The sequence below is a fragment of the Sulfitobacter sp. IGS-18 genome (assembly GCF_059628195.1).
Genome location: NZ_JCAQIH010000002.1, coordinates 181,413 through 194,411, shown reverse-complemented (window position 1 = coordinate 194,411; position 12,999 = coordinate 181,413). Strand labels below are relative to the sequence as shown.

12 protein-coding genes and 1 pseudogene are annotated in these 12,999 nt (G+C 63.2%); 4 read left to right on the top strand and 9 right to left on the bottom strand.

Translation table 11 applies throughout. The features are described 5' to 3' along the window. Positions 1-332 precede the first annotated feature (332 nt). A pseudogene (locus tag ACWNZ3_RS19070) lies at positions 333-419 on the top strand (helix-turn-helix domain-containing protein); the annotation flags it as partial. Between the two features lie 341 nt (positions 420-760). Here the strand turns inward: ACWNZ3_RS19070 and ACWNZ3_RS19065 are convergent. Beyond that, positions 761-1,534, bottom strand: a complete 774-nt coding sequence (locus tag ACWNZ3_RS19065) for an aspartate/glutamate racemase family protein (protein ID WP_269360707.1) — start codon at positions 1,532-1,534, stop codon at positions 761-763. A 544-nt stretch (positions 1,535-2,078) separates the two neighbouring features. Here ACWNZ3_RS19065 and ACWNZ3_RS19060 point away from each other — a divergent pair. Further along, complete coding sequence (locus ACWNZ3_RS19060) at positions 2,079-3,218, top strand: ornithine cyclodeaminase family protein (protein WP_496902258.1); 1,140 nt, start codon at positions 2,079-2,081, stop codon at positions 3,216-3,218. A gap of 135 nt (positions 3,219-3,353) precedes the next feature. Here ACWNZ3_RS19060 and ACWNZ3_RS19055 read toward each other — a convergent pair whose 3' ends face one another. Next, positions 3,354-4,241, bottom strand: coding sequence for a MurR/RpiR family transcriptional regulator (locus ACWNZ3_RS19055; protein WP_496902257.1), 888 nt, complete (start codon positions 4,239-4,241; stop codon positions 3,354-3,356). Between the two features lie 228 nt (positions 4,242-4,469). Here ACWNZ3_RS19055 and ACWNZ3_RS19050 point away from each other — a divergent pair, with 228 nt between their 5' ends. Both ACWNZ3_RS19050 and ACWNZ3_RS19045 read left to right on the top strand, forming a co-directional pair. Further along, positions 4,470-5,228 carry a beta-keto acid cleavage family enzyme gene (locus tag ACWNZ3_RS19050; protein WP_496902256.1) on the top strand — a complete coding sequence of 253 codons (759 nt, stop codon included), beginning with the start codon at positions 4,470-4,472 and terminating at the stop codon, positions 5,226-5,228. Continuing rightward, positions 5,225-6,559: an aspartate aminotransferase family protein gene (locus ACWNZ3_RS19045; RefSeq protein WP_496902255.1), complete on the top strand. Its 1,335-nt coding sequence runs from the start codon at positions 5,225-5,227 to the stop codon at positions 6,557-6,559. The genes ACWNZ3_RS19050 and ACWNZ3_RS19045 overlap by 4 nt, the downstream gene beginning before the upstream one ends. A gap of 50 nt (positions 6,560-6,609) precedes the next feature. Here ACWNZ3_RS19045 and ACWNZ3_RS19040 read toward each other — a convergent pair whose 3' ends face one another. From ACWNZ3_RS19040 to ACWNZ3_RS19010, 7 genes are all read right to left on the bottom strand, one after another. Then, the gene (locus ACWNZ3_RS19040) at positions 6,610-6,903 is read right to left on the bottom strand and encodes a YciI family protein (RefSeq protein ID WP_496902254.1); all 294 of its coding nucleotides are present in this window, start codon (positions 6,901-6,903) and stop codon (positions 6,610-6,612) included. Positions 6,904-6,917: 14 nt separating this feature from the next. Then, complete coding sequence (locus tag ACWNZ3_RS19035) at positions 6,918-7,508, bottom strand: TetR/AcrR family transcriptional regulator (RefSeq protein ID WP_496902253.1); 591 nt, start codon at positions 7,506-7,508, stop codon at positions 6,918-6,920. Positions 7,509-7,614: 106 nt separating this feature from the next. After that, the gene (locus ACWNZ3_RS19030) at positions 7,615-9,051 is read right to left on the bottom strand and encodes an aldehyde dehydrogenase family protein (RefSeq protein ID WP_496902252.1); all 1,437 of its coding nucleotides are present in this window, start codon (positions 9,049-9,051) and stop codon (positions 7,615-7,617) included. 20 nt (positions 9,052-9,071) lie between these two features. After that, positions 9,072-10,349, bottom strand: coding sequence for an NAD(P)/FAD-dependent oxidoreductase (locus tag ACWNZ3_RS19025; protein ID WP_496902251.1), 1,278 nt, complete (start codon positions 10,347-10,349; stop codon positions 9,072-9,074). Positions 10,350-10,358: 9 nt separating this feature from the next. Next, positions 10,359-11,216: a GNAT family N-acetyltransferase gene (locus ACWNZ3_RS19020; protein ID WP_496902250.1), complete on the bottom strand. Its 858-nt coding sequence runs from the start codon at positions 11,214-11,216 to the stop codon at positions 10,359-10,361. A 9-nt stretch (positions 11,217-11,225) separates the two neighbouring features. Continuing rightward, the gene (locus ACWNZ3_RS19015; RefSeq protein WP_269360724.1) at positions 11,226-11,621 is read right to left on the bottom strand and encodes a RidA family protein; all 396 of its coding nucleotides are present in this window, start codon (positions 11,619-11,621) and stop codon (positions 11,226-11,228) included. After that, positions 11,621-12,793: a DSD1 family PLP-dependent enzyme gene (locus tag ACWNZ3_RS19010; protein ID WP_496902249.1), complete on the bottom strand. Its 1,173-nt coding sequence runs from the start codon at positions 12,791-12,793 to the stop codon at positions 11,621-11,623. Before ACWNZ3_RS19010 ends, ACWNZ3_RS19015 begins: the two co-directional genes overlap by 1 nt. Positions 12,794-12,999: the final 206 nt, after the last annotated feature.

Sequence of the window (12,999 nt, the reverse complement as noted above, 5' to 3'; positions counted from 1 at the left end):
AAATGATGTTTCGCATACCTATAGAGATATATTATTGTTTTTATTATGTATTTGGCAGCCTCTGCCCGGCATCAAAGGCATTTCACCGGTGACAACAGGGGAAAAGGGGCGCCCACCGCCCCTGCGCGCGGTCTCCGGGCCAGAATCCGGTGCTCTGCGATGGCAGGGCTTCACTACAGACTTCGACCATGAGCTGATCTGCTTTGAACCGCCTTGCGAGCCAGATCAGGGCGCACTTCGAGATGAATATGCGACTTCGAACCTCTTCACGGCGGAAACACCCGTGAGCCGTCGCCCGATCAAGATGCGTCAATTGGAATTTTCCGCAGGTCGCGGATTGCAAGTCGGTTACAAAAGCCACCGAAGCGCTTCATACCGCGCACCCAAACGTATCGCGGATCATTCGCGGGTTGGACTAATTGGTCGGAAACCGGCTGTTCAAGCGCAGCAGCGTAGGCGTGAGCCTGACCCCCGCCGGGCAGGCCCTGCCGACCTATGTGCGACCGGGCATGACCCAGATCGAACAGGCGCACAACCTGTTCGACCTCACATCTCGGTTTCTGGTGTCGAAAGCCGTGAACTTCCCATTCAAACCGGTCTTGCGCAACGAAGCGCATCGCCGGGCTGTGGAGCGGCGATACGGGACTTTGCTGCCGTCGATCACTGGCACCCAGGCCCGGAACACGCCGTATGCGCCGGGGTACAGACGTTCTCCTTCCGACCCTCCGCTTGGGCCGACGACTGACAACTTTACGGTGCCTTACAGACCTTTCGGATGCGTCAGGAATTCCTCGATCACTTCCGGCGGAGCCTTTACGTAATCTCCGGTGCGGCTGACGGATTGGCCCGTCAATTGCTTCAGACTGACAGCCATCTCCGCCATCTTGATCGCTATGGGGATGCCATTGATGACCGGCGCACCGCCGACATTGTGGTTCTGGAACTGCGCGAAAAGGACCATCGGAATGCCGCCACCCGGGATCACCACGTCGATGCCCTGTTCCACCAGGGGCGCCGCCTGTTTGTCGAAGAGATCCTTGACCTCAAGCGCCTTGTCCGCGTCGCCATAGGCCCCAAGGATCTGACCCGGCTCAAACTTCAGGGAATGAACGCCCGCAACCCTGTCACGCAGGCCGTATTTGCCGATCTGCTGGTGGAACCAGGGGATGAACCGGGGGTTGATCGTCACGATGCCAAGGCGTTGCCCCAACTGGCAGCACCAGAGCATCGTCGCCTCGCCCAGGCCGATCACAGGGATGTCGACAACGCTGCGCGCTTCGTACAATCCCGCATCCTGAAAATGCCCGACCACAACGGCATCGTAACCTTCGCGTTCTGCCCGGATCACATTGGCAATCATCTCGCGGGCGCAGCGGAACTCGACCAGCGGATGGGCATAGCTGTCGTAAGGTGTGATGCCGTGAATATCCACGGTTGTCCCCGGAGACATGGCCGCGTTCAGGTTCTCGCGCAGGTGCTCCCAATAGGTGGCACCGTTTTCGTAATCAACATAGCTCTGATACCAAATCTTCATTTTTCTCTCCGTTTCTTACAACCTTGTTGGCGGTCTTTTGGATGTCGCTCAGGATGACATCGCGCTGTTCCGGATTGCATTCAATCACATCGCATCGGCCTGTGCCGCAGTCGCCGCGCTGACAGTCATAAACCGGTCCATACCATCTGGGTCGAAGGGGCCACTTCGATCCGCGTCACCTTTTCAGTCTCACTCGAAACGATGCGTAGTTCATAGCTTATGGATGGCACGACGATGCCCTGTTCCGCTCTATGTATATGCATAGTTTTATGTATGAAATAAAATACCGTCAAGGGATTGTTTACCGTCGAGGGGTCGCCAACAGCTTTGACACGCACGCTCAGGTCACCTGGCCGGAACTGTCAAGAAACTGGCCGCAAGTGCCGTTCCCGGCTGTCCCGCGACCCGGTAACAATCAGTCACGTTTTGCCGCGGCTCCGCAGGTGGCCGGGTATTAAGACCATCGCGTCTTGCTGTCCGGGCAAGGGCCCGCGGCCTGCCCTGCAGGCGGGCGAACGGCACGAAAGACCAGGAGGAAGAAGCCATGAGTGTTTCCACCAAGATCGATTTCATCTACCTGTCCGAACCGGACATGGTCCGCGCGGGTGTGACCGATATGCCCGCCTGCGTGGATGCAATGGAAGAGATGTTCGCCCTCCTGTCCAGGGGCGATTACCGCATGGCAGGCACGAACAACAGCTCGCATGGATCGCTGATCCTCTTTCCCGAAAACTCACCATTTCCGAACATGCCAAAGCCCACGGTGGACCGACGGTTCATGGCCATGCCCGCCTATCTGGGCGGCAACTTCGGCACCGCCGGTGTGAAATGGTACGGCTCGAACATCGAAAACCGCGAACGTGGCCTGCCGCGGTCAATCCTGATGTTCATCCTGACAGACACCGACACCGGCGCGCCCCTTGCGCTGATGTCGGCGAACCTGCTTTCGGCCTACCGGACAGGCGCCATTCCGGGCGTCGGCGCGCGCCATCTCGCACGGCAAGATTCACGGGTGGCAGGCATTCTCGGTCCTGGCGTCATGGGCAAGACCTCTCTCAGTGCCTTCATTGCGGCCTGCCCCGGGATCGACACGGTGAAGGTGAAAGGGCGCGGCCGCAAGAACCTGGAAAACTTCCTCGAATGGGTCAGGGAAACCTATCCCCAGGTCACGACGATCCGCGAAGTTGAAAACAATGAAGAACTGGTGCGGGGCTCCGATGTCGTGGCCTATTGTTCTTCCGGCGCGACAGGCGATCCGTCGGCCTATCCGCATGTTGAACGGGACTGGATCAGCCCCGGCACGTTTCTGGCCATGCCCGCACTGGGGAATTTCGACAAGGGCGTCGAAGGGCCGGAGGTGCGCAAGGTGCTGGATTATACCGGCCTGTACGAGGCCTGGTTTGATGAGGTGCCCAAACCGACCCACAATTCGATCCCCGTAGTCGGGATGCGTTTCATGGACCTTGTCGACGAAGGACGTCTGACAATGGACGATCTGGAGGATCTGAGCGACATCGTCGCAGGCGTCGCACCGGGGCGCAGGAACGATGAAGAGATCATCATGCTTTCCGTCGGCGGCATGCCGGTCGAGGACGTGGCATGGGGGACGGTCCTTTATCGCAATGCGATCGAGAAGGGGATCGGCGTGAAGCTCAATCTCTGGGATACGCCGGTTCTGCGCTGATGCGTCGGTAACCGGGGCCCGACACGCAGATACTGCCCGATGGTGTCCCGAGTTACGCCTGTCCGATGCCTGTTTAAGGCGGTCCTTAAAGAACCGGCCTTCAGAACGGCCCGTTCTGCCCCCAAACACCAAAAACTAACGTTTTTTCTGCGCTGACCAATAGGCATGGCTCTCTGCGCGGATGGCTTCGTAAGAGACGATTCGCTGCCGCGCCGCATCGCCCCTGGCCGCCACCAGCTGAGTGATGAGCGCCTCGATAAGAGCCATGGCGCCGGCGTAACAGCTGAAGTAATGCGGCGACAGGACAGAGGCGATCATAGTTTCGTCGGCACTGAAGTCCGGTGCGACGATCTCGCTGTCTGAAATCATGATGAGTTTCACACCCTTGCGCCGCGCCAGCTTGCAGGCCTCGATGGTCTCGCGGGAATAGGGGGTAAAGGTCAGGGCGATCATGACATCCCCCGGCTGCGCGTCGTGCAGCTCGTCCACCGGGCTGTTCATATGTCGCGGGATCAGTTGCAGCGAGGGCAGCGCCATCCGGCCGACATAATGCAGGTAATAGGCCAGCGCATAGGTCGCCCGCACCGCGGTAAGGTAGACCGTCGGCGCCGCCATCAGCATGTCCACCACCCGTTCCATCTGCGCGGCGTCCTGCTGCTCAAGCGTGCGCTGCACGATGCTCATGCTGTTGAGCGCGGCCTCCGCCTGTATGCGCCCCACCTCATCCGCTTCGCGCAGCCGGTCGATCCACGCGGGCTTTTCCATCACACCCGCCGCCGAAACCAGCGCCTGACGGAAGGGTTCGCGCATCTCGTCGTAGCCGCCAAAGCCGAGACGTTCGGCAAGCCGGACAAGGGTATATGTGCTCACGCCCGCCTTCTTCGCCGTCTGCCGGATCGGATCCAGCCCGAAGTCGGACGGGTGATCGACGACATATTTGGCCACGGTGCGCAGCCCTTTCGGCAGATCCGGGATCTGGTCCTTGAGGGTTGCGAGGATGCGGCTGCGCAGCGTGGGATCCATGTGAAACGGTTCCTCCGGACATAACATTCGTTATTTTGCGACGATATTGACGGAATTCGTTTTCGCCGCAAGGGTGAAGACATACACAGGAACCCCGAACCGCCGCAAGACAAGGCAGGAACAGATGGCCGACACGCTCCCCCCGCACGCTTCCGTTGTCGTCAACGGCGGCAGCGCGGGAACGAACCGCGCCCATGACCCGACAGCAACCGCAGGAGGGTCTGAGCCATGACACGCCCCTTCATCATGGTCGCCCCGAACGGGGCCCGGCGCAGCAGGGCGGATCACCCCGCCCTGCCCGTCACCACCGATCAGATCGCCGCCACCGCCCTGGCCTGTGCCAACGCCGGGGCCGATGCCCTGCACCTGCATGTGCGGGACGACGACGGGCGGCATTCGCTCGACGCCGGACGCTACCGCGAGGCGCTGGCCGAAATCGCGGCGCGGGCGCCTGCCCTGCGGCTTCAGATCACGACAGAGGCGGGCGGCATCTTAGACGTGGCTGACCAGCTTGCCTGCCTGAAGGCGGTGAAACCCGGCTGGGCCTCGATCTCGGTGCGCGAAATCGCCCGCGACCCGGCGCTGGCGGCACTGGTCTATGGCACCTGCGCCGACCTGGGGACCGAGGTGCAACACATCCTTTATGACACCGACGACATCGCGCTGCTGAACCGCTGGCAGGCCGAGGGCAAGGTGCAGCCGGATCAAACCGAAGTGATCTTCGTGCTGGGCCGCTACACGCCGGGCCAGGCGTCTTCCCCCGACGATCTGCAACCTTTCCGTGACGCCATGCCAAAGTCTGCGGGCTGGATGGTCTGCGCCTTTGGCCGCCAGGAACATGCCTGCCTGCTGGCCGCAGCCCGCGCAGGCGGCGCGCTGCGCGTGGGGTTCGAAAACAGCCTGACCGATCACTGCAACCACCCCCACCCTGACAACGCCGCCTCCGTCGCGGCGCTGCGTTCCTTATTGGAGAACCATCTGTCATGACCCGGAGCCACGTCTTCCCCCGCCATTGCCACGCCACGCTGCCGACCGCCATCGGCGGTGAAGGCTGCTATCTGATCGACGCCGACGGCAAGCGTTACTTCGACGGCTCCGGCGGCGCCGCGGTCTCCTGCCTCGGCCATTCCAACGCGCGGGTGCGCGAAGCGATCAAGGCGCAGGTCGACCAGCTGGCCTTTGCCCATACCGGCTTTTTCACCTCGGACCCCGCCGAGAAACTTGCCGATCTGCTGATTGCCAATGCGCCGGGTGACCTTGACCGGGTCTATTTCGTCTCCGGCGGCTCCGAAGCCGTGGAAAGCGCCATCAAACTGGCCCGCCAGTACCATGTCGAAAATGGCGAACCTCAGCGCCGCCATCTGATCGCCCGCCGCCAAAGCTATCACGGCAATACCATCGGCGCGCTTTCGGCTGGCGGCAACGCCTGGCGCCGCAAGCAATTCGGCCCTCTGCTGGTCGAGATGAGCCATATCGCCCCCTGCTACGAATACGCCGACCGCCCGGAGGACGAGACTCCGGAGGCTTACGGCCAGCGCGTCGCCAATGAGCTTGAGGCCGAGATCCTGCGCCTAGGCGAGGACAGCGTCATGGCCTTCATCGCCGAACCGGTGGTCGGCGCAACGCTGGGCGCCGTGCCCGCCGTGCCGGGATACTTCAAGCGCCTTCGCGAAATCTGCGACCGCTACGGCGTGTTGCTGATCCTCGACGAGGTGATGTGCGGCATGGGCCGGACGGGCCACCTCTTTGCCTGCGACGGTGACGGCATCGCGCCCGACATCCTGTGCATCGCCAAGGGTCTTGGCGCGGGGTACCAGCCCATCGGGGCCATGCTCTGCACGCGGCAGATCTACGACACCATCGCGGCGGGCACCGGGTTCTTCCAGCACGGGCACACCTATATCGGCCACCCGGTCGCGGCCGCCGCCGGGCTCGCCGTTGTCTCCGAACTGCTGGAAAGGGACCTGCCCGCGCAGGTCCGCACGCGGGGGCAGCACCTGCAGGCGGCGCTGGAACAGCGCTTCGGCCAGCACGCCCATGTCGGGGACATCCGCGGTCGCGGGCTTTTCCGGGGGATCGAATTCGTGGCTGACCGCAGCACGAAAGCACCGTTCGACCCGGCACTGGGCATTGCGGGTAAGGTAAAGAAAGCCGCCTTTGCCGAGGGGCTGATCTGCTACCCGATGCCCGGCACCCGCGATGGACGCCACGGCGACCATGTGCTGCTGGCCCCGCCCTTCATCGCCACCGAAGCCGAACTTGACGAGATGGTCGACCGCCTGTCGCGCGCCGTCGATACCGTGATCCTGGGTCTCTGACCCGTCACACCATCTGCATCGGCGCAACATGGCTGCACCGGTTTATCCGGTCATGACGCTGCAGTCAGGAACGACAATCGCTCGTCGGTACGTGCCGGGGCGATTTCCTGAATTTCGGGGATGGCGATACCTTCCTGTACAAAGGGGTCATCCGCGATGCGCTGCTCCAGCGCCGCCCGATCACTGCCTGCGGCAAGAATGGCGCCGCCTCCCTGGGGTTTCAGGCTGCCCACAAGAAGAAAGGCACCCTCATCAAAACCACGGGCGATCCAGGCATTATGGGCCGCCATGAACTCCGATGCCCTTGATTTCTGTGCCGTGAGGGAAAGCGTGACGATATACATGATCTGTCCTCGTATCAGTGGTGGTTGTTGTGCTGATCTGCCACGGCATCAAGCCACGCCAGCATCTGCGCGACTTCCCTCTCCAGGAAATCCTCGTCCGGATAGGCATTGGCCAGGGTCGCCACACCCTGGCTGCGGGCCAGAATATGCAAGGCAAGCGCATCAGCCTCTTTTCCGCAGCCCATGTCCTGAAAGCGGTGGCGCAGCCACACGCGGAACAGGTCGAACAGGCCGCGCGCACCGCTTTCCCCGGGATGGTCAAGCTTGGCCAGTTCCGAAAACAATGTGCCGACAGGGCAGCCGAAGGACCGGATTTTCCTGTTGTTCTTCAGCAGGATGCCAATGAAATTCGCAATACAGTCCCGGGGCGGCTGGCCATCATCGACCCAACCGCAAAGCATCTCGTGCCGGTCCCTGATACGGCGTTCAATCACCGCATCCAGAATCTGATCCTTGGTTTTGAAGTGATAATAGAAATTGCCGCGCGAAATGCCGACCAGTTCCGCGACATCCGCAAAGGACGTGGCTTCGAACCCCCGTTCGTAAAACAGCCTGTCCGCCGCCGATACGATTTTCTCCCGCGTCGCTGTTGGTTCCGCTGTCATGCTTGCGCCCCGGATAATGCCTAGGTCAAACGTCCTAGGCATTATCATTAGGTCGCTTGTCCTAACCTGTCAATGGTGTGTTCACTGGCAGGCAAAGCAGCCGCGATCAGCCCGGGAAGAACCCCAGGATGGCCTTGGTCTCCAGACATTCCTCCATGCCAAAGACACCGTATTCGCGGCCATTGCCCGATTGCTTGTAGCCGCCAAAGGCCGCATGGGCATCCCAGGCCGGATGGTTGATATGGACCTGACCGGAGCGGATCTGGCGCGCGACGCGCCGCGCGCTTTCCAGATCGGCAGATTGCACGTGGCCGCCCAGACCAAAGACCGTGTCATTGGCGATGGCCACGGCCTCCTCCTCACTCTCATAGGGCAGGATGCACAGCACCGGGCCAAAGATCTCTTCCTGCGCGATACGCATGGCGCTCTGCACACCCGAAAAGACCGTCGGCCGCGCATAAAGCCCCTGGGTGATTCCTTCGGGCCGGCCCGGCCCGCCGCAGATCAACCGCGCGCCTTCCTCAATCCCGACGCGGATCATCTGCTGCACGCGGTCATATTGCGCCCGGTTGGCCACCGGCCCCATGGTTGTCTCCGGATCCTTCGGGTCACCGACAACCATGGTGGCGACATGTTCCCGCGCGAGCGCCTCGACCTCCTCCAGGCGCGCGGCCGGCACGATCATCCGTGTCGGCGCACTGCAGGACTGGCCCACATTGCGCATGCCCGAAGCGATACCAAGCGGCACGACGCGGGTAAAATCGGCATCAGGCAAGAGGATATTGGGCGATTTGCCCCCCAGCTCCTGCACCACCCGCTTGACCGTCACCGCAGCCGCCTGCGCCACCTGCACACCGGCGCGCACCGAGCCGGTGATCGAAACCATATCCACACCCGGATGCGAGGCGATGGCGGCACCCACCTCCGGCCCGGTGCCGGTCACCATGTTGAACACACCCGCAGGCGTGCCCGCATCATGCATGACCTGCGCAAAAAGGATCGCACTCAGCGGTGACAGCTCACTGGGTTTCAGAACCACCGTGCAACCGGCGGCGATGGCGGGCCCGACCTTGGCGGTGATCTGATACAACGGCCAGTTCCACGGGGTGATCAACCCGCAAACGCCGATCGGCTCGCGCAGAATTGCGGTTGTGCCCTGCCGGACAAGAAAGTCGTAATCGCCCAGCACTTCGATGGCGGCACGGATATGGGCAATCCCGAAGGGCACCTGGGTGCTGCGGGAAAAGCTGATGGCCGCGCCCATTTCCCGGGTCATCGCCTGCGCAAGGTCTTCGGCCCGCGCTTCCAGCTGCGCCTGTATGCGCCCCAGCAGGGCGCGGCGCTCTGCCACCGTGGTCTGCGAAAAACTGTCGAACGCCCGGCGCGCGGCAATGACGGCGCGGTCCACTTCCGCAGCGGTGCCTGCCGCAATACTGCCTGTCTGCTGCTCCGTCGCGGGATCGGCAAAGGCGATACCGGCATCGGACGATGCATCGACCCATGCGCCGTCAATGTAGAATTGCCTGGTTCTGGTCATATCCATCGGGCTCACCTCTTTCATCATCAGTGCAGGTAATCCTGCAATTTGTAATAGGCCCCCACGAAGGGCAGGAACCATGTCGGGCCAAAATGCCCCGGGATCGCGGGCCAGTCGAAATCGCCCCAGGGATTGGCAGTGGTATTGCCGTCCATCACCTCTGCCATGATCTGACCCATGTAGGTCGCCATCTGCGTCCCGTGCCCGGAATAGCCCATGGAATAGAACAGCCCCTCGCGTTCACCCGCACGCGGCAGCCGGTCGGCGGTCATATCGACCATCCCGCCCCAGCAATAATCGATCCTGGTATCGGCAAGGTCCGGGAAGATCTCGACCATGGAGCGCCGCAGGATGGCGCCGCTTTTGACATCCGACCTGGCGTTGGACCCGGCAAACCGGGCGCGCCCCCCGAACAGCAGGCGGTTGTCGGGGGTGACGCGGAAATAGCTGACAAAGTTGCGGGTGTCCGTGGCATTGCGGCGGCCCGGCACCAGAGCGTCAAGCTGCTCTCTGGACAGGGGCTCGGTGACAATCAGGAACGCCCCCACCGGCACGATGCGGCGGCGGAACCACGACAGCGGCCCGACAGCCGAGGTGCCCGTGGCCAGCAACACCTGCCTGGCATTGACCGAACCGCGTGGCGTGGTCAGCCTATGCGCCTGACCGTTCAGCCGCCTGATGCCGGTGACCGGGCTGCCCTCATGCAGATGCGCGCCATGGCGGGCCGCAGCACTGGCGAGCCCATGGACATATTTGCCCATATGCATCTGCGCCGAATGTGGAAAGATCAGCCCCCCGAAATAGCGGTCCGTGCCCACTTCCGCGCCCAGCTCCGCGCGCGAGACCAGCCGCGCATCGGGGTCTGCCCCCTGCACCATCAGCTCATGCGAACGGGCCAGCTTGTCATAATGGGCAGGCTTGGCCGCCATCTTCAGCTTGCCGACGCGCTGAAAGTCGCAATCGATGTTCTCCGCGCGGATCAGGGCTTCAACCGTATCCACGGCGGTGTTGAAGCTTTGGTAAAGCCGCAGGCTGGTTTCGGCCCCCAGCTTGCCGACCATACCGGCATAATCCTGGGCAAAGCCGTTGTTGCACATGCCGCCGTTCCGCCCCGAGGCGCAGCCGCCAAGCCGGTCGGCCTCCAGCAGGACCACGCTTGCGCCCTTGCGCGCCAGGGCAATGGCAGCGGACAACCCGGTAAAGCCGCCGCCGACCACGGCCACGTCATAATCGCCTTCCACAGGCCCCGTTTCGCAACCCTGGAACCTGGGGGCGGTGTCGTGCCAGTAAGGAACAAGTTTCATTTCTTTGCCTCAACCAAAGGATTGACTGGCCAGAGCGAACAGCCGCTCCGGCCCGGGAATTGCAGGGCGCTTGCCCCGCATCATGGTAGTGACCTGATCCACTTCGGGCAGGCCCAGCTCCGTCAGCCAGGCGCCCAGCCCGCTGTCGCCGCCGATGTCGATGCGCCGGACCTGACCGGCCCTGGACCGCAGGAAATACCGGATCAGCGCCTTGGCATCCGCCGCCCCGCCCGCCACCACCGGCCCGATCACCTGGCCAAGCCCGAAGGGGCGGCAGATGGCATAGGCCTGCGGCCCCGCGTCACCAGCGATCACCACGACGGAACCGGTCTGGAAGAATTCCGCGATCATCCGCTGACGGTCGGCCCCAAAGGCGCGCCGGTCCATCTGCAGGATCGCCTGCATGTCCTCGGCGCGGGCGGCACGCACCTGCGGATCTGCCGCATCCGGTGCCACGTTCAGGCTGGCCGGTGCCAGATGCTGATGAACCGTGCCCTGTGTCTCAAAACCGAAACTCTGATACAACCGCATCCCCTCGGTCGTGGAATTCAGCATCACGGCGCGCCTGCCGGTAAGTTCCAGCAAACGGGTCAGCAAGACCCGCCCCAGCCCGCGCCCCTGCATGGCCGGTGACACAATGATGCTGCCGCAGGTGGCAAAACCATCCCCATAGGGCCAGCACAGGGCAGAGCCGATGACCGCGCCGTTTTCTTCGGCCAGAACCCCCTGCCCCAGGGTCTGCGCGATGCGCCAGTCCTCCAGGCGATAGGCCCAGCCGACCGCTTGTGACAGGTGCAGCGCGCTTTCCAGATCAGGCTGCGCTGCGGTCATCGGGCGCAGGGTTACGGGCAATGTCTTCAGATCCATGTCTTCTCCTCACGCATGGCAGGCGGCGATAGCGTCGATTTCAACGAGATAGCCGTAGTGCAGTTCAGGCACCGGCACGACAGAACGGGCCGGGCGCAGATCGCCCAGCATCTGCGCATAGATCGCGTTGAAACGTGGCCAGTTGGCGACGTCCACAAGGTATACCGTCACCTTCAGCAGGGTCTCGGCCGAGGCCCCGGCGGCCCTGGTGACAGCCAGCAGGTTGGCGATGGCCTGCCGCGCCTGGGTCTCGAAATCCGCCTGCGGGTGGTGGCTGCCATCCGGGGCGACGGGCAGCTGCCCCGAGACATAGACCAGCCCGCCATGCCGCAGTGCCTGCACGTAGTGGCCTGCAGCAGCGGGGGCATCCTTGGTCGAAACCGGGGTGATCTCTGCCGCGCGCATCACCAGCCTCCGAACCGCGGCCAGACCGCTTCGACATCGCGGCTGTCACTGCGCAGCACATGATAGCGGTCATGCTGCGCACCGGTGGCGCAGGCGTGATTGGGCAGGATCCTCAGGCGGGTGCCGATCGGCAGATCCGGCAGCACAGCGCCTGATCCGGGCCGCAGGGCAAGAATGCCATGTTCCTGATTGGCATCCACCATGATCAGATCCGCCAGCGGCGCACCATCAATGTCGCAGACCAGCCCATAGCCCTGATCAAGCGCCTGTTTCGATGTGCCCCGGTCGCGCGACATCGCCATCCAGCCGGCATCGACCAGGATCCAGCCCTTTTCCTGCTGATGTCCGATCACCGTGGCCAGCACCGATACCGCGATGTCGTCCACCGCGCAGACGCCGATCCCGGCCATCACCAGATCGAAGAAGACAAAGACACCGGCCCGCACTTCGGTCACACCGTCAAGGTTCTCGGCAAAATGCGCCGTCGGGGTGGACCCGACACTGACCACCGGACATTCATAGCCGGCCTCGCGCAGAATGGTGGCCGCCGCGACCGCGCTGGCCCGCTCGCCCTCGGCACAGGCGCGCAGCGCCGCGTCGCCGCGCGCGCCATAGCTGTCTCCGGCATGGGTCAGCACCCCGCGCAGGCTGCCCGCCTCTGTCAGCGCCCCCGCAATGGCCAGCAACCTCTCGCGATCATGCGGCAGCACGCCGGAGCGATGGCCGTCACAGTCAATCTCGATCAGCGCCGGAATCGCAGCACCCGCCCTTAGCGAAGCCTCGGCCACGGCCTGCGCCTGAACCACCGTGTCCAGGGTCACCGCCAGATCCACCCCTGCCCCGCGCAGCGCCAGCACGCGGGCCAGCTTGTCCGGGGTGATGCCCACGGCATAGGTGATGTCGGTGACACCGGCGGCGGCAAATTCCTCGGCCTCTTTCAACGTCGATACCGTCGCCGGGCCTGCTGCCGTGGTCATCACCCGCCGCGCGGCCTCGGGCGATTTGCAGGTTTTCAGATGCGGGCGCAGATCGGGCCCAAGCTGCGCCAGCCGCCCCCGCAACCGCGTCACATTGCGGTCCATACGGTCACGGTCAAGAACCAGACAGGGGGTGGCAAGGGTTTCCAGGCACTGACCGGCCTCAGATGGTGGATTTGCTGGGATTGAGGACATCTTCAGGCTCCGTAACTTGGGGTAATCGGCAGTGCCCGGCTCCGGCCCGGTCGCAACGCCGGTGATCCGGCCGGTGCGGCTTCCCACCAGTGGGGCGTGTTCTTTCCGGCGGTTCTGTTGGCTGGCATCTGCATATCTTCTCTTTCGGGCGAACCGGACGGCCCTGGTGCCCTTGGGATCAGAATGACCATTCGCGCGCCGCAGGA

Bases quoted from the DNA above. Each gene is read 5' to 3' on its own strand.
- ACWNZ3_RS19045 (WP_496902255.1), top strand. From the start codon at position 5,225: ATGACCCGGAGCCACGTCTTCCCCCGCCATTGCCACGCCACGCTGCCG.
- ACWNZ3_RS19050 (WP_496902256.1), top strand. From the start codon at position 4,470: ATGACACGCCCCTTCATCATGGTCGCCCCGAACGGGGCCCGGCGCAGC.
- ACWNZ3_RS19065 (WP_269360707.1), bottom strand. From the start codon at position 1,534: ATGAAGATTTGGTATCAGAGCTATGTTGATTACGAAAACGGTGCCACC.
- ACWNZ3_RS19015 (WP_269360724.1), bottom strand. From the start codon at position 11,621: ATGCGCGCGGCAGAGATCACCCCGGTTTCGACCAAGGATGCCCCCGCT.
- ACWNZ3_RS19035 (WP_496902253.1), bottom strand. From the start codon at position 7,508: ATGACAGCGGAACCAACAGCGACGCGGGAGAAAATCGTATCGGCGGCG.
- ACWNZ3_RS19055 (WP_496902257.1), bottom strand. From the start codon at position 4,241: ATGGATCCCACGCTGCGCAGCCGCATCCTCGCAACCCTCAAGGACCAG.
- ACWNZ3_RS19030 (WP_496902252.1), bottom strand. From the start codon at position 9,051: ATGGATATGACCAGAACCAGGCAATTCTACATTGACGGCGCATGGGTC.
- ACWNZ3_RS19025 (WP_496902251.1), bottom strand. From the start codon at position 10,349: ATGAAACTTGTTCCTTACTGGCACGACACCGCCCCCAGGTTCCAGGGT.
- ACWNZ3_RS19060 (WP_496902258.1), top strand. From the start codon at position 2,079: ATGAGTGTTTCCACCAAGATCGATTTCATCTACCTGTCCGAACCGGAC.
- ACWNZ3_RS19010 (WP_496902249.1), bottom strand. From the start codon at position 12,793: ATGTCCTCAATCCCAGCAAATCCACCATCTGAGGCCGGTCAGTGCCTG.
- ACWNZ3_RS19040 (WP_496902254.1), bottom strand. From the start codon at position 6,903: ATGTATATCGTCACGCTTTCCCTCACGGCACAGAAATCAAGGGCATCG.
- ACWNZ3_RS19020 (WP_496902250.1), bottom strand. From the start codon at position 11,216: ATGGATCTGAAGACATTGCCCGTAACCCTGCGCCCGATGACCGCAGCG.